The organism is Kribbella speibonae, from assembly GCF_004331375.1.
GTDB lineage: Bacteria > Actinomycetota > Actinomycetes > Propionibacteriales > Kribbellaceae > Kribbella > Kribbella sindirgiensis.
On the sequence record NZ_SJKC01000010.1, the window covers coordinates 251,370 to 276,671 of the forward strand.

General features: G+C 68.1%; 23 protein-coding genes. 6 read left to right on the forward strand and 17 right to left on the reverse strand.

What is annotated here, in order from left to right; genetic code table 11:
- Positions 1-11: 11 nt before the first annotated feature.
- The 3 genes from E0H92_RS43680 (at position 12) to E0H92_RS43690 (ending at position 3,128) form a co-directional block, all read left to right on the forward strand.
- Positions 12-584: a GNAT family N-acetyltransferase gene (locus E0H92_RS43680; RefSeq protein ID WP_131500461.1), complete on the forward strand. Its 573-nt coding sequence runs from the start codon at positions 12-14 to the stop codon at positions 582-584.
- Positions 585-647: 63 nt separating this feature from the next.
- Complete coding sequence (locus E0H92_RS43685) at positions 648-1,427, forward strand: L,D-transpeptidase family protein (RefSeq protein WP_238173851.1); 780 nt, start codon at positions 648-650, stop codon at positions 1,425-1,427.
- A 99-nt stretch (positions 1,428-1,526) separates the two neighbouring features.
- Positions 1,527-3,128, forward strand: coding sequence for an alkaline phosphatase D family protein (locus E0H92_RS43690; protein WP_165550296.1), 1,602 nt, complete (start codon positions 1,527-1,529; stop codon positions 3,126-3,128).
- A gap of 21 nt (positions 3,129-3,149) precedes the next feature.
- On the opposite strand, the gene E0H92_RS43695 is transcribed toward E0H92_RS43690, so the two are convergent.
- The 6 genes from E0H92_RS43695 to E0H92_RS43720 all read right to left on the reverse strand — a co-directional run bounded on the left by E0H92_RS43695 (position 3,150) and on the right by E0H92_RS43720 (position 10,511).
- Complete coding sequence (locus E0H92_RS43695) at positions 3,150-4,100, reverse strand: carbohydrate ABC transporter permease (protein ID WP_131500463.1); 951 nt, start codon at positions 4,098-4,100, stop codon at positions 3,150-3,152.
- On the reverse strand, positions 4,097-4,948 hold the full coding sequence (locus E0H92_RS43700; protein WP_238173852.1) for a carbohydrate ABC transporter permease: 852 nt from the start codon (positions 4,946-4,948) through the stop codon (positions 4,097-4,099). The genes E0H92_RS43695 and E0H92_RS43700 overlap by 4 nt, the downstream gene beginning before the upstream one ends.
- Positions 4,949-5,025: 77 nt before the next feature.
- The gene (locus E0H92_RS43705; protein ID WP_131500465.1) at positions 5,026-6,354 is read right to left on the reverse strand and encodes an ABC transporter substrate-binding protein; all 1,329 of its coding nucleotides are present in this window, start codon (positions 6,352-6,354) and stop codon (positions 5,026-5,028) included.
- 69 nt (positions 6,355-6,423) lie between these two features.
- Entirely contained in the window at positions 6,424-7,233 is an 810-nt protein-coding gene (locus tag E0H92_RS43710) for an IclR family transcriptional regulator (RefSeq protein WP_131500466.1), read from the reverse strand.
- Positions 7,230-9,596, reverse strand: coding sequence for an FAD-dependent oxidoreductase (locus E0H92_RS43715; RefSeq protein ID WP_131500467.1), 2,367 nt, complete (start codon positions 9,594-9,596; stop codon positions 7,230-7,232). The genes E0H92_RS43710 and E0H92_RS43715 overlap by 4 nt, the downstream gene beginning before the upstream one ends.
- Positions 9,597-9,698: 102 nt before the next feature.
- Positions 9,699-10,511 (reverse strand): phytanoyl-CoA dioxygenase family protein, encoded by an 813-nt coding sequence (locus E0H92_RS43720; RefSeq protein WP_131462872.1) that lies wholly within the window; start codon positions 10,509-10,511, stop codon positions 9,699-9,701.
- A 116-nt stretch (positions 10,512-10,627) separates the two neighbouring features.
- Here E0H92_RS43720 and E0H92_RS43725 point away from each other — a divergent pair, with 116 nt between their 5' ends.
- Entirely contained in the window at positions 10,628-11,482 is an 855-nt protein-coding gene (locus E0H92_RS43725; RefSeq protein ID WP_131462871.1) for an AraC family transcriptional regulator, read from the forward strand.
- Here E0H92_RS43725 and pdxR read toward each other — a convergent pair.
- Positions 11,413-12,786 carry a MocR-like pyridoxine biosynthesis transcription factor PdxR gene (pdxR, locus tag E0H92_RS43730; RefSeq protein ID WP_131500468.1) on the reverse strand — a complete coding sequence of 458 codons (1,374 nt, stop codon included), beginning with the start codon at positions 12,784-12,786 and terminating at the stop codon, positions 11,413-11,415. The genes E0H92_RS43725 and pdxR overlap by 70 nt on opposite strands.
- 31 nt (positions 12,787-12,817) lie before the next feature.
- The gene (locus tag E0H92_RS43735; protein WP_131500469.1) at positions 12,818-13,810 is read right to left on the reverse strand and encodes an aldo/keto reductase; all 993 of its coding nucleotides are present in this window, start codon (positions 13,808-13,810) and stop codon (positions 12,818-12,820) included.
- Between the two features lie 292 nt (positions 13,811-14,102).
- Between E0H92_RS43735 and E0H92_RS43740 the strand changes: the two genes are divergently transcribed.
- A complete protein-coding gene (locus tag E0H92_RS43740) occupies positions 14,103-14,690 on the forward strand; it encodes a hypothetical protein (protein ID WP_165550297.1) in 588 nt (195 codons plus the stop codon).
- On the opposite strand, the gene E0H92_RS43745 is transcribed toward E0H92_RS43740, so the two are convergent.
- The 9 genes from E0H92_RS43745 to E0H92_RS43785 all read right to left on the reverse strand — a co-directional run bounded on the left by E0H92_RS43745 (position 14,687) and on the right by E0H92_RS43785 (position 24,389).
- Complete coding sequence (locus tag E0H92_RS43745; RefSeq protein ID WP_202874131.1) at positions 14,687-15,553, reverse strand: sigma-70 family RNA polymerase sigma factor family protein; 867 nt, start codon at positions 15,551-15,553, stop codon at positions 14,687-14,689. The two genes, E0H92_RS43740 and E0H92_RS43745, sit on opposite strands and share 4 nt — an antisense overlap.
- 55 nt (positions 15,554-15,608) lie before the next feature.
- Complete coding sequence (locus E0H92_RS43750; RefSeq protein WP_131500471.1) at positions 15,609-16,973, reverse strand: amidase; 1,365 nt, start codon at positions 16,971-16,973, stop codon at positions 15,609-15,611.
- Between the two features lie 10 nt (positions 16,974-16,983).
- Positions 16,984-17,751 (reverse strand): SDR family NAD(P)-dependent oxidoreductase, encoded by a 768-nt coding sequence (locus E0H92_RS43755; RefSeq protein WP_131500472.1) that lies wholly within the window; start codon positions 17,749-17,751, stop codon positions 16,984-16,986.
- Positions 17,752-17,845: 94 nt separating this feature from the next.
- Positions 17,846-19,309, reverse strand: a complete 1,464-nt coding sequence (locus E0H92_RS43760; RefSeq protein WP_238173853.1) for an aldehyde dehydrogenase family protein — start codon at positions 19,307-19,309, stop codon at positions 17,846-17,848.
- Positions 19,306-20,175 (reverse strand): ATP-binding cassette domain-containing protein, encoded by an 870-nt coding sequence (locus E0H92_RS43765; RefSeq protein WP_131296375.1) that lies wholly within the window; start codon positions 20,173-20,175, stop codon positions 19,306-19,308. The genes E0H92_RS43760 and E0H92_RS43765 overlap by 4 nt, the downstream gene beginning before the upstream one ends.
- The gene (locus E0H92_RS43770) at positions 20,168-21,121 is read right to left on the reverse strand and encodes an ABC transporter ATP-binding protein (protein WP_202874132.1); all 954 of its coding nucleotides are present in this window, start codon (positions 21,119-21,121) and stop codon (positions 20,168-20,170) included. Before E0H92_RS43770 ends, E0H92_RS43765 begins: the two co-directional genes overlap by 8 nt.
- Complete coding sequence (locus E0H92_RS43775) at positions 21,118-21,936, reverse strand: ABC transporter permease (protein ID WP_131462864.1); 819 nt, start codon at positions 21,934-21,936, stop codon at positions 21,118-21,120. The genes E0H92_RS43770 and E0H92_RS43775 overlap by 4 nt, the downstream gene beginning before the upstream one ends.
- Positions 21,937-22,881, reverse strand: a complete 945-nt coding sequence (locus E0H92_RS43780; RefSeq protein WP_131462863.1) for an ABC transporter permease — start codon at positions 22,879-22,881, stop codon at positions 21,937-21,939.
- Complete coding sequence (locus E0H92_RS43785; RefSeq protein WP_131500473.1) at positions 22,878-24,389, reverse strand: ABC transporter substrate-binding protein; 1,512 nt, start codon at positions 24,387-24,389, stop codon at positions 22,878-22,880. Before E0H92_RS43785 ends, E0H92_RS43780 begins: the two co-directional genes overlap by 4 nt.
- A 109-nt stretch (positions 24,390-24,498) precedes the next feature.
- Between E0H92_RS43785 and E0H92_RS43790 the strand changes: the two genes are divergently transcribed.
- On the forward strand, positions 24,499-25,257 hold the full coding sequence (locus E0H92_RS43790) for a FadR/GntR family transcriptional regulator (protein WP_131462861.1): 759 nt from the start codon (positions 24,499-24,501) through the stop codon (positions 25,255-25,257).
- Positions 25,258-25,302: the final 45 nt, after the last annotated feature.

Here is a 25,302-nt window from a genome sequence, read left to right on the forward strand (position 1 = left end):
GTCTTGCAGGCATGGAGGTTTTCCTGGGGCCTGTCGGAGAGAGCGATCTGCCGATGTTCGGGCGGTTCGCGGTCGAGCCGGGGTTGATCGGGCTGGACTGGAACGGGTTCCGGGACGCGCAGGCGCCGGTCCGGCGGTACGCCGAGGACGGGTTTCTGGGGACCGACAACGGGCGGCTGATGGTGCGTACCGGGTCCGAGACGGCAGGGTTCGTGAGTTGGCTGTCGGGGTCTTTCGACGGGCGTACGACGTACTGGGAGATCGGGATCGCGCTGCTGCCGGAGTACCGCGGGCGCGGGATCGGGTGGCGGGCGCAGGCGCTGCTGACGGCGTACCTGTTCGAGCACACGTCGGTGCACCGGATTCAGGCGGCGACGCATCCGGAGAACGTCGCCGAGCAGAAGTCCTTGGAAAAGGCGGGTTTCCGGCTCGAAGGGGTGATCCGCGGGTGCGAGTTCCGGGGCGGGAAGTTGCGGGACGGGTACCTGTACAGCCGGTTGCGGGACGATCCGGCACCGGAACTCGGCAACGGTTCGGTGACAGGATCCGGCGCGGCACCCGTTGAGGAACCCCTCGCAGATTAGTCTCGGCGGGTCGCTGCACGCTTACCCGGCGTGGTTCTGCAACGCTGAGGGAGAGGGGAATCCGTGTCTCGTCGACGTGGTCTCGTTGCCGGTACCGTCGTTGTGTCGTTCGTACTCGCCGGCTGTTCCGACGTGGCCGCGAGTGAGTCGACGCCTTCTCCTACCCAGGCTTCGAGCAGTACGCCGACCAGTTCGACGCCGAGCGCCACACCGACCGCCAAGCCCACCGTGAAGCCGACGGTCAAGCCGAAGCCCAAGGTGAAGCAGAAGCCGGAGTACTACGCGCTGCGCGTGGAACGCCAACTGGACAAACTCGGGTACCCGGTCGGCGACGTCGACGGCGACATCACCGCCCGCGCCAAGCAGGCACTGTGCGCGTGGCGCGAGACCCACGGCCTGCCGGTCACCCGCAAGGGACTCAACCTGAACGACGCGTACTCGGTGCTCAACGCAACCAGTCGCCCGGCGCCGACCCGCTCCCCCGGCATCTACGTCAACAAGACCTGCCAGATCCTGTACCAAATCGTCGGAAAGACCTACAAGCGGATCGTCTGGATCTCCACCGGCGGCCCTGGCTACGAGACCCCTAACCGCACCGGCGCCGTCTGGCGCAAGTGGGCCGGCGCCCACGAGAGCAGCCTGTACGACGACGCGTACATGTACGACTCGCTCTACTTCCTCAAGGACCGCCCCGGCATCGCCCTGCACGGCTCCCGAGTCAACTCCCTCGTCAAGCCCTACCCCGACAGCCACCGCTGCGTCCGCGTAGTACGCCCCGAGATCCACCACATCTTCACCGAGACACCCCTTGGGACGAAGGTGCAGATCTACGGCGAGTACTGATCGCCATCCCGGATTCACCACCCGATCTTGAGATTTTAACGTCGGATTGCGTTACGAGCCCTTCTCCTGATGGGTGTTGGGCTGTTAGCGTCCTGCGCCATGACTGCCAGGACCTCGTTCCGGACGTTGCCCGCGACGGATCGCCGTCGCTTCCTCAGCCTCGCCGGTGGCAGTGCCATCGGGCTCGCGTTCAGCCTCGCGATGCCGCGGCCTGCCTCCGCGAGCAGTGACGGCGTACTGCCGTACCCGTTCACCCAGGGCGTCGCCTCCGGCGATCCGGTGGAGGACGCGGTGGTGATCTGGACACGGATCGCGCCGGCCCCACTGCTGCCGAACGGTGGCCTGGACGAGGGTGCCAGGGTGCGCGTCGACTGGCAGGTCGCCGAGGACGAACGCTTCCACCGCGTCGTCCGGTCCGGTACCGCGACGACCAGCGCCGACACCTCCCACACGGTTCATGTCGACGTCCGTGGCCTGCGCCCGGGACGGGTCTACTGGTACCGCTTCCGCGCCGGCGGTCACCTCAGCGAGATCGGCCGGACCCGAACGATGCCGACGCGGCAATCGATGCGGCCGCTGCGCTTCGCGGTCGCCTCCTGCCAGAACTGGCGGGCCGGGTACTTCCAGACGATGGCTGACGTCGTCGATCAGGACACCGAGCTGATGCTGTTCGTGGGCGACTACCTGTACGAGTACCCGGTCCAGCAGTTGGCCGTCGGGCGCCACATCGACCCGAACCTGCCGGCAGAGGTCGTCCCCACCACGATGTCCCTCGACCAGTACCGGCTGCGTTATGCGTTGTACCGAACGGATCCCGACCTGCTCGCCGCCCATAGCGCGATGCCCTGGATCCTGTCCTGGGACGACCACGAAGTCGCCAACGACTACGAGTCGTGGAGTACGCCGGACCTCGACCGCCGGGCCGCGGCCTACCGGGCGTACTGGGAGTTCCTGCCGATCCGGTGGCCGCAGCCGCCGCGCGGCTCCGACGCACGCCTGTACCGGCGGTTCCGGCACGGCCGGCTGGCCCAGATCGACGTGCTCGACACGCGGCAGTACCGCGATCCCATGGTCACAGGCGGAGCCGCCGCCGACCAGGGGCCGCGGCGCGACCCGGCCCGGGTGATGCTCGGCGCGGAGCAGGAGCGCTGGTTCGCGGCCGGCTTCGGCGCCGAGCCGGCCCGCTGGAACCTGGTGGCGCAGCAGATCCTGATGGCTCGGCTGAACACCTCGGCCGACCTGGAGACGCCGGCGACGTTCTCCCCCGGCACGTGGGACGGCTACCAGGCCGGCCAGCAGCGGCTGTTCGACACGGTGGCGACGTCCCAGGCGCGCGGTACGTCGTCGAACTTCGTCGTACTCTCCGGCGACGTGCACTGCAGCTACGTCTCCGATATCGCGGCCGACACGACCGACCCGACGTCCCGCGTCATCGGTGCCGAGATCACCAGTACGTCGATCACCAGTGCGCAGGACTTCAACCCCGTGGCGAACGAGGCGCGCCAGGTCCGGCGTCGGGTGAACCCGTCGTTGAAGTGGGCCGACCTGCATTGCGGCTACGTCCTGTGCGACCTCGACGCGGACCGCCTGCACGCCGACGTCCGCGTGGTCGACAAGGTGTCCCGCCACGACGACCCGGTCTTCACCGCGGCCTCCTTCGAGGTCTACAACGGCAGCCCCGGCATCCACCGCACCACCTGACAACGGGCCGGCGCACATCCGTCACTTCAAGCCGCTGCTGGCCAGCGCGGCGACGAACTGGCGCTGAAACACCAGGAAGACGATCAGGATGGGGATGACCGAGGAGACCGAACCGGCCATCGCCAGCCCGGCGGACAGGCCTCCGTCCGCGTCGACGAACCGGGTCAGCCCGAGCGGGACGGTGTAGAGGTTCTGGTTGGACAGCATGATCAGCGGACCTTCGTAGTCGTTCCAGGAACCGACGAAGCTGATGATCGCCAGTGCGGCCAGGGTCGAGCGGATCTGCGGCAGGTACACCCGGGAGAAGACCCGCCACTCCCCTGCGCCGTCGATCCGCGCCGCCTCTCCGAGCTCGGCCGGCACGGCCAGGAACGCCTGCCGGACCAGAAAGGTGCCGAAGACCGTGAAGATACCCGGCAGGATCAACGCCCACAGTGTGTTGTACAGCCCAAGTTGCTGGAAGAACATGAACCGGGGAATGAGCAACAGTTGCATCGGCACGATGGCCGTCGCCACATACAGGAGGAAGACCTTGTCGCGACCCCGGAAGGTCAGCCGGGCGAAGGCGTAGCCGGCCATCGCCGACGTGGTGAGGTCACCCACCACACCGATCAGCGAGACGGTCAGCGAGTTGGCGAAGAACACCGCCATCGTCACCGCGCCGCCCGTCCACACCTCGACGTAGTTCTGCCACTCCACCGGACTGGGAATCCAGCGCACCGGGATCGCGAACACGTCGAGGTTGCGCTTCAGCGACGACGAGAGCATCCAGAGGAACGGCAGCAGGAACAACATCGCGAAGGCCCACAACAGAACGGACTTGACCACGTATCCGGCGCGGGAGCCGGGGCGCCGGGTATGCGGCGCCCGTCGCGACCGGTTGACCGGGACCGATCTCGCAGGCACTGGTGACGCAACGTGCGTCGGTCCGGCGACGGTCACCGGGCCGGAGTCCATCGAAGCCCCGGTCATGAGTACAGCCCTCGTCCGCGCTGGAAGCGCCAGAAGAACGCACTCAGCAGCAGTACGCCGAGGAAGCTCATGATGCCCATCGCCGCCGCGTAGCCGAACCGGTAGTACTGGAAGCCGTTCTGGTACATCAGGTACGACAAGGTGGTGGAGGAGTCGCCCGGGCCGCCTTGGGTGAGGAAGGCGATCAGGCCGAAGCCCTGCGAGTGCCCGATCATCGACATGATCGCCAGGAAGGTCGTGGTCGGCATCAGCGACGGCCAGGTGATGGTGGTGAAGCGATGCCAGGGTCCGGCGCCGTCCAGTTCGGCCGCCTCGTAGAGGTCTTCCGGCAGTGCTTGGAGCGCGGACAGGTAGATCACGGCGTGGAAGCCCATCCCGGCCCACGACGTGATCAGGATCAACGAGGCGAGTGCCCAGTCCTGCGAGACCAGCCAGGTCGGCGGGTGGGCGAGGCCGGTCGCCTGCAACGCCAGGTTGACCAGTCCGCTGCTGGGGTGGAGCAGCAGCAACCACACGAAGCCGATCGCGATCGAGCTGACGATGTGCGGGATGAAGAAGATCACCCGCAGCGCCGAGCGCCCGAAGACCGGGCCGTTCAGGCAGAGCCCGATGATCAGCCCGCCGATCATCGTCAGCGGTACGCCGACGCCGGCGTACAACGCGGTGCGGCCGACTGCCTGCCAGAACTCCGCGTCCTTCACGAGCCCGGCAAAGTTGTCCAGTCCGACGAACCGGATCCCGCTCAGCCCCGAGACCACGCTCCAGTCGGTGAACGAGATGCCGATCCCGGACACCAGCGGAATCAGGGTGAAGGCCAGGAAGCCGAGCAGATTGGGAAGGATGAACAACCATCCTGCCGTGACGGAGGCGCCACCAGGACCACGCCGTCGACGGCGGCCGATGGGTGCGGGGAGGACCGCGGCGCTCACTTTCCTGCCTTCGCGATCGCGGCGTCGCTCTGCCGGGTCGCCTCGGTGACCCACGACGAGACGGTGCGATCGCCGAGCAGGGTCTCGTCGGTCAGCTTCGTGTGGATGGTCGAGATCTCGGTGCCGGCGGTGAAGATCGTGTCGACAGGTAGCTTGAGATCGGTCTCGAACAGCGTGGACTTCCAGGACTTGACGTCGTACAGCTTGTCGCGCTGGGGCCCGAGCAGTTGCTCGAGGATCTGGTCGGGGGTGGACTCGCCGCTGAGCAGCGGCAGGCGACCACCTTTGGTCATGTACTTTCCGGCGTTGCGAGCCCAGAACTTGGCCAGCTCCCAGGCCTGGTCCGGGGACTTCGACTTCGGGCTGATCGAGATCTGGTCGCCGATCTGGCCGGTGTTCCAGCCTTCGGTACCGGCCGGAACGGGGACCGGCATGCAGTAGGTGGCGAAGTCGTGCGGGTAGCCCTTGGTGTCGTTGATCGACCGGATGATCTGCCCGGACTGGATCAGCATCGCGACACGCCCGGCGATGAACGGGTTCTGGCTGAACGTCTGCAACTTCTCGGCGATGATCGTCTGGCGGTCCATCGCGATCTTGGCCTTCTGGAGCTTGAGCGCGAGCTCGAGTTCCTCGGCGAACAGCTTGTTCCCGAAGTTCGACCGCTTGCCGCCGTCGGCGTACAGGTAGTTCGGGCCGAGCGTCGGCCGGGCCAGCAGCGGTGCGCTCAAGGTGCCGAAGACTCCCGGCTTGGTCAGCTTGCGGGCCACCTCGGTGAACTCGTCAACGGTCCAGGTCTTGCCCAGGGTGATCCCGGCGGCGTCCAGCATGGTCTTGTTGATGTAGACCTGGTGCGGCGCCCGGGCTGCCGGCAGCCCGTAGAGCTTGCCGTCCAGGACGTAGTTCGACAGCGGCTCTGCATCGGCGGTCAGTGCGGCGAAGTCGCTCTCGGCCTTGATCCTGTCGGTCAGGTCCAGCGCGAGACCGGCCGCGCTGCGCTTGAACATCGGAACCGGGCCGTACGAGAAGTACAGGTCGATCGGTACGCCGCCGCTGAGCGACGTGTCCAGCTTGAGGTTGCCCTGGTCGTCGTTGACGTAGCGGGTGTACGTCACGGTAGTGCCGGGATTCTCGGCCATGAACGCCTTGCACATGTCGTCCGGCCCGGACTCGTTCGGGACGCCACCCCATACATTCAGGGTCGCGCCGCCTCCTCCCGCCGACTTCCCGCCGCCGGCGCCGAGATTGCATCCGGCCAGCGAGGCGGCGCTCGCGGAGGCCGCGATACCTAACAGGGAACGTCGGGTGATGGTGCGCGATCCGGTCATGCTCGCGTCCTCTCGGTGAGAGTTACAGGGGGAGATGGATCTTGCCGAGCGAGGCGTTCGCCCGGGAGGTCAGGTCAGGAAGGATTGCTCGACCAGCCGCCGCGCCTTGTGCAGCAGCAGCGCCAGCCGGTCAGGTCCGAGGGTGCCCGCGTCGTCCACGATCGCCAGCGCCACCGGATGCGGCTCGGGAGTGATCAGCGGAATCGCCCCACTCGTGCGACCCTCCACGACCCAGTCCGCCATGATGAGTACGTCGTCGGCCACCGTGGCGCGGGCCTTCGCGAGCAGGCCTTCCTCGGTCGGCGGAACGAACTCGGGACGACCGCCCCACCCGTTACGTTGCCGCGCCACCCGCAGAATGTGCAGCGCCTCCTCGTCGGGCAGGTCGACCAGGAGCCGAAGACCCGGCGCGGAAACGTTGATCGGGAACGCGCCGCTCCAGAAAGCGAGCGGCTCCGAGCCGCTGGTCTGTCGCAGGAGGTAGAGCAGTTCGTCCCGCCACAGCATGCACATCGTCATGGTGATGTCGCCGTGCTCGGCGGTGAGCTGCTCGAAGGCGGCCCGAGGCCGCTTGATCAACGGCAGTCGCGTGGTCGCCGACCCGAGTGCGAGTACTCCGTAGTCCGGCACGAACCGGCCCTGGTGCTTGCGGACGTAGCCCACCTCGCCGAGGGTCGCGAGGATGCGGGAGGCTGAGCTCTGGTGGATCCCGATCCGGCGGGCGATCTCCGTGGCCGTCATCGGCTCGCCCTCGTCGACGAGCATCCGCAGGATGTGCAGGCCGCGGGCCAGCGCCTGGTTGCCGGCACTCCCCGGGTGATTGCGCTCCGAACCCGCTTGGATCGGCACCGGTGCCGCGTCGCCTCTGATGTCGGTCACGGCCGAGCGCCCCCGTCGTGACGAAGAATCCGGGCGTCCGGGTCGGCATAGCAGCGGACGGAGAACACCGCGGCCGGCGCGGCGCCGTTCACCGCATCCACCTCGACCGTGAGCTCATCGGTACTGACCACGTCGTCGAGCGTCAGGGTCCAGCGGCTCTGGTGATGGTCGTGTACCTCGGCCAGTACTCGTTCGCCCGCCCGAACCCGGAAGTCCCGGACGCAGTGGGGCATCGCGTCCTCCGGCTGGCCGTAGAGGACCGATTCCATCGCATGGTCGAAGTCGGTGTCGAACGCGAGCTCGATCCGGCCGAGGTCGATCGGGTCGTCCCAGCGCAGGGTCAGGCCAGGGTGCGGGTCGTCGAACTCGGCGATCCAGGCGTTGGTCGCGCACGTGGGGCGGTCGACGCCGTTCGAGACAGCAGCCGGATCACCCAGCCGGACGGGCGGATCGAGGGTCAGCGCGAGGTTCCGGCCGTCGGGGCGCCTGATCGGAGCCCAGAACTCGAAGCCCGGGCAACCGGTGCCGGGATCCTCGGGTTGGTCGCGGCGGTGACGGAGCGGAACGAGGCCGGTGACGAGCTGGTCGGAGACCCGCACCGCCACCCGGTCGTTGGCGAGCAGACAGATCGTGACGTAGCCCGGCTCGGCGAGCTCGGCGTCGAAATCGAGCTTGACCAACTGGTCGTCGCCGGCGTCCAACCGGACCTCTTTCCCGGCAAGGACCCGATCCGGCGTGTAGTCGTCCGGGCGCCGGCCCTGGCGGAGCTCCACCGTCAGGACGGTCGGCCCGGATACGTCGAGCCGCAGGCCGAGCTGGGGTACCGGGCCGGCAGGCAGCGGGAGCAGCTGACCGCGGTCCTCGGCCAGAGGTACGGCGGATCCGTTGTCCGGCAAGGATCCGAGCGCGAGCGCCGAGCTCGCCGACACCCGTGCCCTGCCGACCAAGTCGTCGCCGTCTCGGAGGGTGTGCTGCGGAATGTGCTGCCCACGACGGAGGAGCTCACGCTGCAGCTCGGCCATCGACTCCGGCTCGACGAGGTCGGCCGGCCGACGACCGTCGCGCAGGCACAGTGCCGCGGCCACCGCGACGGCCTGAGCACAGTGCGCCGAGGTGCCCATCACCCGAGTGGATCCGAAGGCGACGTGGCTGGCACTCATCACCCGGCCCGCCAGGAACAGGTTGTCCACGTCCCGGCTGACCAGGCAGCGGTACGGGATCTGATAAGTGCCGCGGCTGTGCAGCTGGTTGCAGCCGGGCTTCTCGCTGAAGACCCCGTCGGCCGGATGCAGGTCGATCGACCAGCCGCCGTAGGCAACGGCGTCGGGATGCTGGGTCTGGCCGAACACGTCATCCTGACGGAGCATGTACAGGCCCTCGAACCGCCGGCTCTCCCGCTTGCCGGGGATGGTCCCGACCCACTCCAGCGTCAGGTTCGCGGCCTCGGGGAACTCTCCGGAGTTCTTCAAGTGGTTCCACACGCCGTACACCACCTGCCACAGCCGCCACTTGATCGTCTCGGTCTCGTGGACCGTGTCGAGCCGTCCGCCCCACTCGATCCACCAGAGCCGGCAACCGTCCTCACTGGTGTTGAAGTTGCGCGCCCGCGGGATCGAGTCGAGGTCGGACAGCGCGAAGGCCGGCGGGGTGAACCGTACCGGGTGACCGACATCCTTGCTGTAGAAGTAGATCGAGTGGCCGAGGAGATGGCCGTAGTCGTCGGTCGGGGCGAACTTCTCACCGAACTCCGAGCTCGACTCGGCCCCCATCCGGAACGCCGCGCCGGCCAGGAAGGCCAGCGCGCCGTCACCACTGGAATCCAGGAACAGGTTTCCGCCGATGTCGTACCTGGTCGAGTTCTGGCTGCAGAACGCCGAGACACGGTCGATCCGGCGGCCGGATGCGTCGGCCATCTCCACGTCGACCAGAGCCGTGTTGAGCAGCACGGTGAGATTCGGCTCGGCGGTCGCCTTCTCCAGCAGGACGGTGTCGAAGATCAGCGGGTTGCCGTCCGGGTTGCGGTACGTGTTCTCGACCAGGATCTCGTCCACAACGCCGCCCTCGCGGGCCCACCGATTGTTGTTGCTCATGTGCGCGGTGGCTCCGAGGACCCACAGCCGTACCTCCGACGACGAGTTGCCGCCGAGCACCGGCCGGTCGTGGACGAGGATCACGTGGACTCCCGCGCGGGCCGCCGTGATCGCGGCGCAGGTACCGGCCAGCCCGCCGCCGACAATCACCAGGTCGGCGTCGTGCCGCACGCTCCGGAAGGTACGCCGATCCACGGCCGGGGCGACGAGAAGCCTCTCCCGATCCGTAGCTGCGTCGAGGTCTGACGGCGGATGCTCGCTTGTGCTGCGCATGGCAGGAATATAGGTATGCATATGGCGCATGACAAGGCCTCGATGTGCACCTTGCGCGTGACGGCTCGTCTCGTCGGGCGAGTTACGTAGGCGGCGTCCCGCTTACTGGCCGCCTGGTCGTCGTGGCGCGATCGGCTGGAGGATGGCCTTCTGCTGTGGGGTCACGCGGGCCAGGAGCTCGTCGGAGTAGCTGTACCCCCAGCGGGTCGTTGCCCACGACGGGCCGTAACGGTAGATGAGGGCGCGGCGTTGACCGGGATTGGTGCGGGTGGATGCGCCGTGGGACAGGCCGTCGCAGAACAGCAGCGCGTCGCCCTTCTCGAGATGCATCTCCACGACGCCGGGCATGGCGTCCATCGTGGTGTCCCAGCTCTTGTACTCGTCGAACTGGGGGTGGCGCAGGTTCGACTTGTGGCTGCCCGGGATCACCAGCGTGCCGCCGTCGCCGGGGCCGATGTCGGTCAGGGCCATCAGGATATTGACCTGGCCGCAGCGGAAGATGCCGTCCTTGTAGCGGTACTGCCCGCGGACGGCGCCGCGGTAGCCGCCGGAGTGCACCGGGAAGAAGCCGCCGTCCTGGCGGATCGTCGCGAAGCACTCGTCGATGAACAGGCCCTCGACGTAGCTGTCCTGTTCACCGCAGTACCGCCGGACATGACCGAGCCAGGACGGGTGATCGATCAGCTGCTCGAACGCCGGTCCGCCTTCGACGATGTTCTGGAGCTCGACGCCGGCGTTGCCCGGGTTGTCGTCGACGCGGTGCACGTTGCCGGCCCAGGCCTGCGGCTCGAGCTCCGGGAACTCGTCCAGTGCGGTGTTGAGCTCGTCGACGACGCCGGGTTCGAGCGCTTGCCGGAGAACGAGGTAGCCGCGAAGGTCGAACAGGTAGTCGTCCAGCTCGGTCGGTGTCGCCATGGGAGGAGGGCCCTTTCAGGTGGTGTGATTTCCCTTCACCGTAGGGCGGGGCGACTCGCTGCGGCTTCTCGTTCCGCGACGCCCTGGTTCTCATTTCGTGCGCAAGGGATCCGCCGATGATCGACGACGTACTTCCTGCCGACGGCCTGCTGTTCACGCGTCGCGATCAGGTCGAGGTGATGACCGTCGCCCACCGGCATCAAGGTGTGGAGTTCAATCTGGTGGTCGACGGCACCGCGACGTACCTGCTCGACCGGCATCGGTATCACCTCTCACCCGGTGCCCTGGTCTGGCTGTTCCCGGGCCAGGAACATCTGCTGGTCGACGCCTCCCCGGCGTACCGGGATTGGCTGTGTGTGTTCGATCCAGCCGTCCTCGGTGTCGACGACCCGAGTGAATGGATCCGACCGTTCTACCTTCCCGATCCACCGGGACTGTTCGCTCGCCGGCTCGGAGTCGACCAGGCCGGATGGCTGGACACGCTCTTCCGGCAGGCAGCAGCTCCCGATCACCCCGAGCTGGAACTCGCCGCCCGACGCCACGCCATCCTCGCCGCCTGGCAGGCATTCCACGCGGCGCCGGCATCCACGCCGACAACCGTCGTACACCCAGCCGTCGCGGAGGCTGCCAGACTGCTGCGGGAGCTGCCGTCCGTGTCGACGCTGCCCGAACTGGCACGGCAGGTAGGCCTGAGCCCGCACCATCTCAGCCGGCTCTTCGCGCGACAGATGGGAACGAGCATCACGCGTTTCCGCAACGAACAACGCTTCCGCCGCTTCCTGGACGTCTACGGCGCAGGTCACGGCGTGACCATGGTCGATGCCGCGCTCCTGGCCGGCTTCGGCAGCTACCCGCAGTTCCACCGCATCGTCCGCTCCATCACCGGAACGAACCCAGCCGACTACCTCGGCAAACACCCTCGCAGGGTGTGGATTGCCGGAGATATCTCGTTGTCGGGGATGTTGCCGTAGCCAAGCACGAGGCCATCCTGGGTGGAGTGGATTCGGTAGTCCGCGAGCGGGACTATTCGGGTGCCGGCTGCTCGGGCGGCTGCAGCCAGTTGGCTTGTGTCGACGGGAGTTGGCGGCGTCAGGGTGAGGTGGAGGCCTGCTGCGGCGCCGCCGATCGTCCACGTGGGCAGTTCGTGGTGGAGCGCGGTGAGGACTAGGTCGCGGCGGCGTTTGTAGCGGCGTTGCATCGCGCGCAGGTGCCTGTCGTACGCACCGGCCGCCATCAGTTCCGCGAACGTTGCCTGGCTGATGGTCGACGGTCCGAGAACCGACGGCCGTTCCAGCAACTTGCGCCAGGGGCCCTGCGCAACGAACCAGCCGATTCCGATCGCCGGGCTCAAGGTCTTGCTGACCGAGCCGAGCAGTACGACGTGTTCCGGGGCCATCCCCTGCAGCGTGCCGACCGGGCTGCGGTCGTACCGGAACTCGGCGTCGTAGTCGTCTTCGAGGATCACGCCGTTGGTGCGCCGCGCCCAGTCGATCAGTTCCAGCCGTCGATGCGGCGCAAGTACGACGCCGGTGGGAAATTGATGCGCCGCGGTCACCACCACGGCACGCCCCGAAAGGCGCTCGACCTGCAGGCCGTGCTCGTCGACCGGCACCGGATCGACCCGCATGCCGGTCGACTCGATGACGGTACGCAGGCGTGTCCAGCCGGGATCCTCGACCGCGATGCGATCGATCCCCATCGCACGCAGACCGACGCAGAGTTGGGCGACGCTCGCGCTGACGCCGCTGCGGATCACCACGTCGGCAGCGGAGACGATCGCTCCTCGGCTTCGCTGAAGGTAGTCGGCCATCAGCTCGCGGAGCGGGAGGTATCCCTGCTCGTCCGGGTACCCAAGGTCAGCAGTCGGTACCGTTCGCGCCGCCGCCCGCGCCGCCTCGGCCCACCGCGTACGTGGGAACGCCCGCAAGTCCGGCGCACCAGGAGCCAGGTCGAACCGGTACGTCGCAACGCTGGCCGCCGCCGTACGTCGCGAGGTCCGCTGCGTCGGGCCCGACCAGCTGACCCAGGTCCCGGAGCCCACCCGCGTCGCCAGATACCCCTCCGTCACGAGCTGGCTGTACGCCTGGGTGACTGCCCAGCGCGAGCAGTCGAGTTGCGCTGCGAGTTCGCGGCTCGGCGGCAGCACGGTGCCGGTCGAGACGCGCCCCGATCTGATTGCCCCTCGCAACGCGCGCTCGACCTGCCGGTGGAGCTTCCCGTCGCCGTCAAGCGTCAGCACCACAGTCCAAGCCGCGCGCGTGGACTGTTTCGCCATGACCCCAGATCCTAGTCATGGCGATCTCAGATCATCGCTTGAAGTTACGCAGGAGATCGTACGGATACACGGACGGCTTCTCGCTGACCGTGGTGAGGCGGGTGAACTGCTCCTCGGTGAGGGACCAGCCGACGGCGCCGATGTTGTCGACGTAGTGCTCGAGGGTGCGCGGTCCGATGATCGGAGCCGTGACGGGCTCGGTCTGGATCAGCCAGCGCAGCGCCACTTGCGCGACGCTCTTGTCGCTCTCGGCCGCGATGTCGTGCAACGCGTCGAGGACGTTCCAGGTGCGCTCGTTGTTGTAGTAGTCCCACGCCTCCAGCAGTCCACGGTCGGCCGCGGCGGCGACCCGGGTGTCCTCCGGCGGCGCCTCCATGCCGCGGTGGAACCGGCCCGCGAGCCACCCCGCGCGCAGCGGGCTCCACGGCATCACGCCGAGGCCTTCGTTGCGGCAGATCTCCAGCAGCTCCCACTCGGCCTCGCGGTCGAGCAGGTTGTAGAGCGGCTGCAGCGCGCTGTACCTGTTCGGTCCGGCGAGGTCGACGGCCTTCTGCAGCTGCCAGCCGGTGACGTTGCTCGCTCCGAGGTACCGCACCTTGCCCGACGTGACCAGCGTGTCGAGCGTCGCGAGGGTCTCCTCGAGCGGCGTCGCCGTGTCCCAGACGTGCGTGTAGTACAAGTCGATGTAGTCGGTACCGAGGCGGCGCAGGCTCGCTTCGACAGCGGAAAGAATGTGCTTACGGCTCAGACCGTCGTCGTTCGGTCCGTCGCCCATCGCGCCGTACACCTTGGTGGCAACCACGAACGCGTCGCGGTCCCGCCCCTTGAGCCACCGGCCGACGACCGCCTCCGACTCACCGGCGTTGTACACGTCCGCCGTGTCGATGAACGTCCCGCCGGCGTCGGCGAACTCGTCGAGGATCCGCACACTGGTCTGCTCATCCGTAGGCCCACCGAAGTGCATAGCCCCCAAGCACACCTCACTGACCTTCAGCCCTGTCCTGCCGAGATTCCGGTATTCCATGAATCAATCCAGTCCTCTTGCCCGATCACGTACCACCAACCTAGAACCGAATCGGCCGGAAGCCACGCCCAATCCGCCCACAGAATCACAGACCAATTCCACCGCCGGGCACCGCGGGGGCGATCGTCTGTAACGCCGGCGGTTGCCCGGTCGATAGCACGGTGACGAACTCGCCAGCGGTGGAAATGATCCGGGGGATGTTGTGCGGTGGATTGCGGTTGCAGTGATGTGCTCGATCGCGGTGGGTGGCTGTACCAAGTCACCGCAGGTGCCTGCGGCAACCGCGCCTCCGGTGCCGACGGTCGTTCCGCTGACAGTCGCTCAGGCAACGAAGGCGGCTCTGCTGGTGAGCGACCTGCCGAAGGGCTGGGAGGGTGGGGTGGCGCCGGACCGGACGCCGACTATTGGCCTGCCGGTCACCTACGACCCGGCCGAATGCCGGGTGGTCCGCGACCCGCTGCGCGACGGAGGGACACCCGCGACGATCATTCGTGGCCAGTACCTTCTCCGGGCGGAGAATCCGAGCGACGACAAGGTGGTGACCGAGGTGATCGCGTCGTTTCCGGCGGACCAGTTGCCGCTGGTACGAGACATCGCCGAGGTGCTGCCGCGCTGCGGAGTCATTGCGAGGACCTTGGAGGGCCTGACGTCCAAGACGTTCGTCCGCCAACTCCCGGTGCCCGGTTTACGGGACGGCGTCGTGCTGAGGTTCGGGGATGCCGACGATCCGACGCTGAAGTCCGACTCGTACACCGCCTTCGTCGCAAGAGGCGGCACGCTGCTCGCGCTGAGGGCAGGCAGCGACACGTTCACCACGGACGCCGCGTTCGCACGCTTCGCGACGACTGCGGTCGCTCGGCTGGATGCTGTGGTGGGTTAGTGCTTCGGTAGGCGTTCGATGTGGGGTTTGGGGGTGCCGTCGTAGGGGTTGGGTGGGAGGGCTGTGAGGAGGTCTGGGAGGTGGAAGGTTTGGAAGAGGGTCAGGTCGAAGAAGGCGACTGCGTGGACTACGGCGGTGGCGGTGAGGGTTAGGACCTGGATTTGGAAGGCTCGGTGGATGTCTTCTTTGGGGTCTCGCATGTAGACGGCGAAGGCGGGGTGGCCGTTGGCGGTCAGGGGGAGGAGGTACTGGTCGCCGGGGCGTTCGGCGGGGCAGTGGGTGCTGATCAGGCGGCCGATGTCGCGGGCGCCGCGGAACCAGGACGTGAAGGGCGGCATCTCCCAGATCGCGTCGTCGGTGAAGAGCGTGACGATCGCAGGTACGTCGTACTGCTCGAACCCGGCGCGGTACCGGGCCAGGAGGAGTTCGTCGGGTGCGACGAGTGGGACCGCGGTGATCGGTGCGGGTGGTAGGTCGCTCAGCAGATCGGCGATGTTCGGTCGGCCCTCGAGGTGGAGGACGGTCACCGCGCGCTCGATGGGTGGGAGGCGTTGCAGGCCGGCGATCAGGCCGAGGTCGATCGGGTGGTCGTCCATCAGGTCCGCTGGAATGGGTTCCAGCCAGAGAATCTCGGAACGCTCGGAGAGCACTCCCTCCGGATCATCGCTCGGTGCAGCGAGATCCGACGGCAGCGGACGGCTCCCGACCTGCCGCAGACACGCGCGCGTCGCGTCCTCGTATCCGGTGCTCGCGGCAGCGATCTGGACGGCGTCGGTGATCGATCCGAGCATCCGGTAGCAGTGCGAGACAAGACCGCGCTGCAGTTCGTCAGCGCGGTACGCCGTACCTCCGAAGCGGACCAAGTCGTCACCTCATCGGCCAGTCTCGCTCCGCAGTACGCCGACTGTCCACGCCCGATCAGGGCCAGGGGCGGGTCTCAGCGCGATGCGTGTCGAGGAAGTCGGCGAGGGCCAGCGCCCGCAGGTCCTGGTGATGCGGTACGGCGAGTTGGGCCCCGATCGGCATCCCGGACGTCGACCAGCCGGCGTTGACGGTGGTCGCGGGGTGCTGGGACATGTTGTACGGGACCGTGAACGCGATGTGCTCGAACGGCTTCCCCGGATCGTCCGTCGGGTACGCGAGCTCCGCCGGGAACGCGGTGATCGGCGCGACCGGCGACAGGATCACGTCGTACGTCGTGAACACCCGGCCGACCGCGGCGGCCATCGCGCCCATCTGGCTGTACCCGTCGAAGACGTCCGACGCGGTGAGCTCCGTCGCGGACGACACCCACGAGCGGATCTGCGGGAGCACCTTCGCGCGGCGTTCCTCGGGCAGCGCGGCGATATCCGTGGCGGAGCGGATCCGCCAGAAGCGATCCAGACCGTCGAGCATCGAGCGGGTGATGATCGGAGTGATCGGTTCGACGATCGCGCCGGCTTTCTCCAACACCGCGGCCGCGGACGAGACTGCCCCAAACACCTCGGGATCGACCGGCAGACCGACGCCCGCGTCGAGTAGCAACGCCACACGCAAACCGTCGAGGTCGGCCTCGAAGGCGTCGCTCGCGAGAGGGATCGAGGTGTGGTCGCGTGGGTCGTACCCGGACATGATCCGCAGCGCGAGCGCCGCATCCGGCGCCGTCCGGGTCAGGGGGCCGATCGCGCGCCCGGCGTACGGGTTGCCGACCGCGATCCGCCCGTGCGTCGGCTTCAGCCCAATCAGTCCGCACCATCCGGCCGGCAACCGGATCGAGCCGCCGATGTCCGTCCCGACGTGGATCGGCCCGTATCCGGCAGCCGCCGCGGCCGCCGCACCCGCGCTCGAACCACCGGCCGTCTTCGTCAGATCCCACGGATTGCGGGTCAACCGGTGAAAGGTCGAGACGCCGGACGACAACATCCCGTACTCGGGCATCGTCGTCTTACTGAAGATCACCGCCCCGGCCGCCCGCAACCGCGCCGCGGCCGGCGCATCCTCCGGCGCCGGGACGAGCGCAGTCGCCGCGGTCCCTTGCGGTACGGGCGTTCCGCGCGTGGCGATGTTCTCCTTCACGGTCACCGGTACGCCGTCCAGCGCGCTCGCCGTACCGTCCCGCCAGCGACGCTCGGACTCGTGCGCCGCGGCCCGCGCGCCGTCTGGATCCAACGCGTAGAGCGCACACAACTGCGGTTCACGCGCGGCGACGCGGGTCAGCACGTCCTCGATGACCTCGACCGGGGACACCGATCCGTCGCGGTAGCGGGCCAGGAGTTCGGTTGCCGTCAAGTCAGCGAGATTCATTCAGAGTCCCTTAGTTCGGTGGGTCGAAGCGGCCGTCGACCGCGGTCCAGCCGCCGTCGACCGCGAGGACGCTCCCGGTCACGAAGCTCGAGGCGTCGGAGGCGAGATAGACGACCGCGCCGGCGAGCTCGCTCGGCTGGGCCCAGCGACCGAGTGCGCCCTTCTGCGCGTAGGCGTCGTACCAGCCCTGGTCGGCCTTGATCTGGGCGGTGAGCGGTGTCTCGACGACGCCCGGGGCGATCGCGTTCGCGCGGACGCCGGACGGGCCGAGCTCGGCGGCCGCGGTGCGCAACAGCTGGACGAGGCCGGCCTTCGTTGCCGCGTACACCGATTGCCCCGGCTCGACCGTGGTGCCGCGGATCGAGCTGAACCCGACGATGCTCCCGCTCCCCCGCTCCGCCATGCCGCGCCCGAACCCGCGGATCAGCTGGAACGACGCGCGCAGGTTGAGCGACACGACCCGGTCGAACTCCTCGCCGGTGTAGTCGAGGATCCGCTTCCGCACGTTCGTCGCCGCGGTGAACACCAACACATCCACAGGATCCAGCTCAGCCGCGGCCCGCTCAATCGCGGAGTCGTCCAGCACATCAAGCCCGTACGCCGTCATTCCCCCACCACCCGCCGTCTCGCGGGCAGCGGCGAGATCCCGGTCGGCGCAGGTGACGCGGGCGCCGTGCGCGGCCAGCGCGAGAGCGCTCTCCCGCCCGATCCCGCTGCCGGCGCCGATCACCACCGCATGCTTGCCGTCGAGCCGGAACAGGTTGGCGTAGTCCGTCACTCGCTCCACCTCCTACTGTCGCCACCTTGAGCACCCACCAACCGTTTCCGGCGGCCCGATCTGGTTGATGGGTGCCCAAAGTGCGATCGGCGATTCATGGGCGCGGGCGGATGATGGCCATCCGGGTCGTGGTGAGTTCCTCGATCGCGAACCGCGGGCCTTCACGTCCCGTACCGGAGTCCTTCACGCCGCCGTACGGCATCACGTCGGAGCGGAACCCGGGCACGTCGTTGATCACCACGCCCCCGACGTCGAGCCGATCGATCGCCGCGAACGCCGTCTCGAGCGAGGACGTGAACACGCTCGCATGCAGCCCGTACCGGGTCTCGTTGACCACACGGAGCGCGCTCTCCACGTCCGGCACCGACCGCACCGCGATCACCGGCCCGAAGATCTCCTCGTCCCACGCCGGCAGCCCGTCCGGTACGTCGGTCAGCACGATCGGCCCGAGTACGTCGCCAGGGGCCTCGTACGCGATCGATCCGCCGGCATGGACCGCGTCGCCGACCCATTGCCGCACGCGATCGGTCGACGCCGGGTTGATGAGCGCGGATACCCGGGTGACCGGATCACGCGGATCGCCGACGACCACGCCGCGCATTCGCGCGCCGAGCTTGTCCAGCAACGCGTCCCGCACCGATTCGACGGCGATCACGCGCTGCACCGAGATGCAGGCCTGGCCGGATGCGTAGTACCCGCCGCGCACGATCGCGTCGGCGGCCGCGTCCAGGTCGGCGTCCGCGGCAACAACGAGCGCGGAGTTGGACCCGAGTTCGAGCAGTACCTTCGTCGGCGCCGCGTCGCGCGCGATGCGATGCCCGACGGCCGCGGATCCGGTGAAGGAGACGGCGCCGATCCGAGCGTCCGTGGTGAGCGTGGCACCTACGTCCGCGCCGCCCGTGATCAACTGGAGAGCGCTCTGCGGTGCTCCCGCGTCGGCGAGCGCGGACCGCATCAGGTGGGCGAGCCAGAGCGTGGCGAGCGGCGTCTGCGGTGCGGGCTTCACGATGATCGGGCAGCCGGCCGCGAACGCCGGCGCGATCTTGTGCGCGGCGAGCAGCAACGGGTAGTTGAATCCGGTGATCCCGATGACCACGCCGATCGGCTTGCGCACCCAGAAACCCTGCAGTCCTTCGCCGCTCGGCAGCAGGTCGAGCGGCACCGTCTCACCGTGCAGCCGGGCGACTTCCTCCGCCGAGGTCTCGAGCGTGAGCAGTGTCCGATCGATCTCGACCCGGCAGTCGACCAGCGGTTTGCCGGTCTCCAGCACGAGCAGATCCACGAACGCGTCCCGGTTGGCGAGTACGGCGGAATGCACGCTCTGCAAGACGTTCCGACGCAGGTACGACGGTAACCGGCCGACCGTTTCGCGTACGGCGAGCGCGTTCTCGAGCGCCGCATGAGCGAGGTCGACGTCCCCGACCGGTGCATGCGCCACGGTCGAACCGTCGTACGGGAAGATCACCTGAGCGGTCGAAGGTGCCTCGACCCACGTCTCGCCGATCGGCAGGCCGGACGGCATCGTGATCGTCTCGCCGCTGCCGAGCTGGATCTTCACGCTGATTCCCCCTTCGCGAGTAGGTCGGCGGTGGTCGCACCGGAGAGCGCTCTTTGGAGCGTCGGGATGGCCGAGACCAGGCGCTGCGTGTACGGATGCTGCGGGGCGGCGTACACGTCACCGGTGTAGCCCGTCTCGACGATCTGGCCGGCGTTCATCACGGCCACGCGGTCGCAGACGTGTTTCACCACGGACAGGTCGTGCGAGACGAACACGAGCGTGAGGTCGAGTTCGTCGACCAGGTCCGAGATCAGGTTCAGGACCTGGGCGCGGACGGACACGTCGAGCGCGCTCACCGGCTCGTCCGCGATCAGGATCCGCGGGCGCGGGGCGAGGGCGCGGGCGATCGAGATGCGCTGCCGCTGGCCGCCGGAGAACTGGTGCGGGTACCGGTCGCCGGCATCCGCGGAGAGACCGACGGCTTCGAGCAACTCGCGAACGCGCTCTCCCGACGCCGGATGGCCCTGAACGACCAGCGGTTCGGCGATGATGTCGCGGACCCGCATCCGCGGGTCGAGCGAGCTCATCGGATCCTGGAACACGAGCTGCAGGTTCTCGCGCAGCGACCGCAGCCGGCGTTCCGGGAGCCGGGTGATGTCGGTGTCCTCGACGATCACGTGCCCGGAGGTGGCCCGGTCGAGTGCGGCGATCAGGCGCAGCAGCGTCGACTTGCCGCAGCCGGATTCGCCGACGATGCCGAAACGCTCGCCCTGCTTGACTTCCAGGCTTACGCCGCGCAGCGCGTGCACAACGGGGGCCGGCTGGAACAACGAGGTCCGCGGGCGGGGGTAGTCGCGCACGAGATCGACCACCTGGATCGCCGTCGGCGTCTCCAGCTCATGCGTCGTCGGGATGTGCTCAGTCATTACCCACCCCCGCCGGGTGATGGCAGGCGAAGCCCTCGGTCTCGGAGCCTGTCCACGGTGGTGTCTCCTCGCAGAGCGCGGTCGCGTGCGCGCATCTGGTCCGGAAGACGCAGCCCGACGGGAACCGGCCGGCGGGCGGTACGTTGCCGGGGATCGTGGTGAGCCGACGGGACGTGGTTTCGAGGTCGGAGGCCGCCAGCAAGCCTTCCGTGTAGCGGTGACGGGGACGCGTGAACACCTCGGCGACAGGGCCCGCCTCGACGACGCGTCCGCCGTACATGACGAGGACTCGTTCGCAGACGGTGGCGACGACGGCGAGGTCGTGGGTGATGAAGAGCAGCGCGGACGACCGGTCCACGACACCGCGCACGATCAGGTCGAGGACGAGAGCCTGGACCGTCACATCGAGTGCGGTCGTCGGCTCGTCGCAGATCAGCAGGGCCGGATCGTTGGCCAATGCGAGCGCCAGGACGACTCGTTGCCGTTGGCCACCGGACAGCTGGTGCGGATACGCGCGAAGGGTCTCGGCCGGGAGTTGCACGCGGTCGAGCAGGTCGGCCGCGGCGGTCCGGGCCGCAGGTTTCGCCAGGGTCTTGTGGATGAGCATCGCCTCGGCGATCTGGTCACCGACCCGCATGGTCGGGTTCAGCGCGGTCATCGGTTCCTGGAACACCATCGCGATGTCGCGGCCGCGCACCCGGGACATCCGCCGCTCGTCCGCGCCGACCAGTTCGTGGTCGACACCATCGAGCCGCACCGACCCACCGGCCCGCACGTCCTCGGGCAACAACCCGAGAATGCTCAACGCGGTCAGTGACTTCCCTGACCCCGACTCCCCGATCAGCCCGACCCGCTCCCCCGCCCCGACCGTCAGATCGACATCGGACACCAGCGCCATATCCCGCACCGTCACCGACAACCCGCGCACAGTCAGAACGTCGTTCACCGGCGGTCCTCCAGTTTCGGGTCGAAGCGGTCTCGGAGGCCGTCGCCGAGCAGGTTGAAGCCGAGGACGGCGATCGCGATCGCGATCCCGGGGAAGATCGCCAGCCGCGGCGCGGTGAACAGGAACTCCTGGCTCTCCTGCAGCATCCGGCCCCAGGACGGTGTCGGCGGCGGCGTTCCGTACCCGAGGAACGACAGCGCCGCCTCGGCCAGGACCGCGATCGCGAACGACACGGAGGCCTGCACCGTGATCAGGCTGGTCACGTTCGGCAGGACGTGCCGCAGCGCGATCGGGAACGGTTGCCGGCCGGCCGCGCGCGCCGCGAGCACGTACTCCGTCCGCATCACCTGCAGCGCGCCGCTGCGGATCACCCGCGCGAAACTCGGCACCGAGGCGATGCCGATGGCAACCATCGCGGTCAGCGTGCTGGCCCCGAACACCGCACCGAACATGATCGCCAGCAGCAACGCCGGGAACGCGAGCAACAGGTCGTTGGCCCGCATGATCACCTCACTCGGCCACCGCCGCACCATCGCCGCCAGGATTCCCAGCGGTACGCCGATGACCGCGGCGACACCGACCGCGACGACACCGACGAACAGTGTCGTCCGCGAGCCGACCATGATCTGGCTGAGCACGTCCCGGCCGAACTTGTCGGTCCCGAACCAGTGCGACCACGACGGCTCCAGCAACCGCGAGGCGGGTGTCACCAGCGTCGCGTCGTACGGCGTCCAGACGAACGAGACCAGCGCCATCAGCACGATCACCGCGACGATCACGCCGCCGGCGATCAGGCTCGGGTTCAGTCGCTTCATCTACGCCGTCCTCAGTCGTGGGTCGAGGGCGACGTACAGCAGGTCGACGAGGAAGTTGACCAGCAGAACGGCGAGCACGAGGACCATCACCACGTCCTGGACGAGCAGCAGGTCGCGGTTCGACACTCCGTCGAGCAGGAGGCTGCCGAGGCCCGGGATCACGAAGACCCGCTCGACGACGACCGCTCCGATCAGGAGCGTGGCGAGTTGCAGGCCGAGCACGGTCACCACCGGTACGGCGGCGTTGCGGAGGCCGTGTCGCCAGAGGGCCTGGAACGGACGCAGGCCTTTGGCACGGGCGGTGCGCAGGTAGTCCTCGCGCAGGACATCGAGCACAGCGCTGCGGACGTAGCGGGTGAGGACGGCGCCTTGGACCAGGCCGAGTGACAGTGCGGGGAGGATCAGTTGCTTCACGAACATCGCCGGGTCCTGTGCGGGCGGTGTCCAGCCGTTGGCCGGCAACCAGCCGAGTCGTACCGCGAACACCACGATCAGCAGGATCCCGGCCAGGAACGCCGGAACCGCGACGCCGACCTGGGAGAACGCCGAGAGCGCCAGCCCGGAGATCTTGCGGTGCCGCGCCGCCATCACCGTCCCGGCCGGAGCGGCGACCGCCAGGGCGATGATCATGCCTGCGACGACCAGCCACAGAGTGACCTGCAGCCGGTCGAACACCTGCGGACCGATCGCCACCTTCGACACGTACGACGTACCGAGATCACCGTGCAGCAGTCCGCCCAGCCAGTCGAAGTACTGCGTCGGCAGCGGGCGATCGAGGCCGAACTGCCGACGCAGTTCGGCCACTGCCTCGTCGGACGCGTTCACCCCGAGCGCGACCCGGGCGGGATCTCCGGGCAGCACCGCCATGAACGCGAAGACCAGGATCGAGCTCACCGCAAGACTGACCAAGAACACGCCGGTGCGCTCGATCAGGCGGAGGATCATCGGGCGAGCTTGGAGAGATCGAAGTTCTCGGTGATCGCGTTGGTCGGCAGCCCCTTGACGCTCTTGTCGGCGACCATCAGGTTCGGCAGCAGGAACAGCCAGTCGCCCGCGGCCTGCTCGGACAGCCGGCGCGCCGCCTTCTTCATGTTGTCGACCTGCGCGGCCTCGTCACCGGAGTCCGCCGCAGCCAGGTAGCCCTGCAGCGTCGGGTCGTCGTACCGGGTGTAGTACTTCGCGTTGAACACCGCGCCCAGGTCGCGCGGCTCGACGTGCGCGATGATCGACATGTCGTAGTCGGCGTTCTTGAACACCGTCGTCAGCCACGCCGCCGGGAACTCGAGCTGGTCGATCGCCACCTTCAGCCCGGCCTGCTCCAGCTGGCTCTTCACCACCTGGCCGCAGGACGTTGCGTACGGCAACGTCGGGAGCCGGAGCCGGAGCGTCTTGCCGGCCGCCCCGGAGGCCTGCAGCAACGACTTCGCCTTGGCCAGGTCGTACGGCGCGACTCCGGTCAGGTCCTCGTACCACGGGTCGGTCGGCGGGACCATGCTGCCGATCAGCTTGCCGCGACCGGCCCAGCAGGTGTCGAGCAACGCCTTGTGGTCGATCGCCATCCGGATCCCCTGCCGGGTCCGGACGTCCTTGAACAGCGGCAGCGAGTTGTTGAAGGACAGCAGGACCTCGCCGTTCGTCGTGCCCTCGATCACCTGGTACTTGTCGTTGCTGGTGAACTGGCTGAGGGCCTCCGGCGCCTGCACCGTGCCGATCACGTTGATCGTTCCGGTGAGCAGCGCGTTGTTCAGCGCGGTCGCGTCCTTGAAGTACTTCAGCGTGACCTGCTGGAAGTACGGCTTGGCGCCCCAGTAGCTGTCGTTGCGGACCATCACGATCGAGTCGCCGCGGTTCCACTTCGAGAACTTGAACGGGCCGGAGCCGACCGGTGCGGTCGCGAGCGCGCTGACACCGCTCTCCGAGAACATCGCGCCGATCCGGGTCGTCATCCGGAACAGCCAGTCGTTGCTCGGCTTCGTCAGCGTGACCTGCAACTGGGTCGGGGACAGCGCCTTGGCCTGGGAGACCACGTCCATCGCCGCCTTCAGCGAGGTCGTCCACGCGGTCTTCACCCGGTTGATGCTGAACACCGCGTCGTTCGCGGTGAACTGCTTGTCGTTGGTGAACTTCGCGTTGTCGACCAGGTCGAACGTGTACGTCTTGCGGTCCGGCGACACCGTCCACGACTTCGCGAGCGACGGCACGATCTTGCCGGAGTCGTCCTGTTTGACCAGCGTCTCGTACACGTTCCCGAGCAGTACCTGCGGGATCGCGGCGCCGTCCGTCGTGGTGAAGTCCAGGCTGGCGGGCTCCGCGACCAGACCGATCGACAGGTTCTGGTCACCGCCCGGGGAGCTGCCGGACGACGTACCGGATCCGGCCGAGCAGGCTGTCACGGCCAGCAGCGCGGCGGACGCGAGGAATGCGACCGCTCGAGTGGAAAACGACGGCTTCACGTCTACTCCTCCGATGCGCCGACTGGTCTGACCAGTGGACTAGGTCTCAATGGGGCACTAGGTTTGTCCCCTGCTCAGGTGCCTGTCAAGCGAATGGGGGTGTGCCGGAATGACAAAGAGCCCGAAGTTCGAGCCGGTACAACCCGTGCGCGCCTACCAGCGGATCGTCGAGCAGGTCGAGGACGCCCTCGCCCGCGGTGACCTGGCGCCGGGCCAGCGGCTGCCGAGCGAGCGTGAACTGGTCGCCCAGTTCGAGGTCAGCCGGTCGACCGTTCGCGAGGCGCTGCGGGTGCTGGAGAGCAACGGCGTGGTCCGGTCCCGGCCCGGTGATCCGAACGGCCCGGAGATCCTGCCGTTCTCCTCGTCCGCGCTGCGCAAGCAGGTGGCGCGGCTGGCCCGGGTCGACGAGCTGACCCTGAGCGAGCTGATCGGCTTCCGGATGATCATGGACGGCGCCGCGATCCAGGTCGCGTCCCGGCTACGGACTCCCGAGGAACTGGACGACCTGGAGGCGACCCTGGTCGCGATGCGGGACGCGATCGACGTCGACTTCGCCGCGTTCAGCGAGGCCGATCTCGCGTTCCACGAACTGATCGCGCGGATCAGCCGGAACTCGCTGATCCAGACCTGTAACGAGGTCGTCCGCGGCGTCGTCCTCGGACTGATCGCCGACAAGGTCGCGCACGCCGCCAACAGCCGCGCCCTGATGCTCGAGTCGCTGCACCACCACGCCGAGGTGGTCGACGCGATCCGCACCGGCAACGGCCACGCCGCGGCCCGGATCGCCCGCCAGAACATGTTCGACTACTACGCCGGGTACGTACCCGACTCCGAGCAGGAAACGTTGCGAGCGCTCATAGAGGACTGAGTGATTCCCGTGGCATTCTGACGGGATCGGTTCACTGCTGTGGGG

What these genes read in the sequence shown, in the direction of transcription:
- E0H92_RS43680 (WP_131500461.1), top strand. Translation starts at nt 12, where the DNA reads ATGGAGGTTTTCCTGGGGCCTGTCGGAGAGAGCGATCTGCCGATGTTC.
- E0H92_RS43690 (WP_165550296.1), top strand. Translation starts at nt 1,527, where the DNA reads ATGACTGCCAGGACCTCGTTCCGGACGTTGCCCGCGACGGATCGCCGT.
- E0H92_RS43695 (WP_131500463.1), bottom strand. Translation starts at nt 4,100, where the DNA reads ATGACCGGGGCTTCGATGGACTCCGGCCCGGTGACCGTCGCCGGACCG.
- E0H92_RS43705 (WP_131500465.1), bottom strand. Translation starts at nt 6,354, where the DNA reads ATGACCGGATCGCGCACCATCACCCGACGTTCCCTGTTAGGTATCGCG.
- E0H92_RS43715 (WP_131500467.1), bottom strand. Translation starts at nt 9,596, where the DNA reads ATGCGCAGCACAAGCGAGCATCCGCCGTCAGACCTCGACGCAGCTACG.
- E0H92_RS43720 (WP_131462872.1), bottom strand. Translation starts at nt 10,511, where the DNA reads ATGGCGACACCGACCGAGCTGGACGACTACCTGTTCGACCTTCGCGGC.
- E0H92_RS43725 (WP_131462871.1), top strand. Translation starts at nt 10,628, where the DNA reads ATGATCGACGACGTACTTCCTGCCGACGGCCTGCTGTTCACGCGTCGC.
- pdxR (WP_131500468.1), bottom strand. Translation starts at nt 12,786, where the DNA reads ATGGCGAAACAGTCCACGCGCGCGGCTTGGACTGTGGTGCTGACGCTT.
- E0H92_RS43735 (WP_131500469.1), bottom strand. Translation starts at nt 13,810, where the DNA reads ATGGAATACCGGAATCTCGGCAGGACAGGGCTGAAGGTCAGTGAGGTG.
- E0H92_RS43750 (WP_131500471.1), bottom strand. Translation starts at nt 16,973, where the DNA reads ATGAATCTCGCTGACTTGACGGCAACCGAACTCCTGGCCCGCTACCGC.
- E0H92_RS43765 (WP_131296375.1), bottom strand. Translation starts at nt 20,175, where the DNA reads ATGACTGAGCACATCCCGACGACGCATGAGCTGGAGACGCCGACGGCG.
- E0H92_RS43775 (WP_131462864.1), bottom strand. Translation starts at nt 21,936, where the DNA reads ATGAAGCGACTGAACCCGAGCCTGATCGCCGGCGGCGTGATCGTCGCG.
- E0H92_RS43780 (WP_131462863.1), bottom strand. Translation starts at nt 22,881, where the DNA reads ATGATCCTCCGCCTGATCGAGCGCACCGGCGTGTTCTTGGTCAGTCTT.
- E0H92_RS43790 (WP_131462861.1), top strand. Translation starts at nt 24,499, where the DNA reads ATGACAAAGAGCCCGAAGTTCGAGCCGGTACAACCCGTGCGCGCCTAC.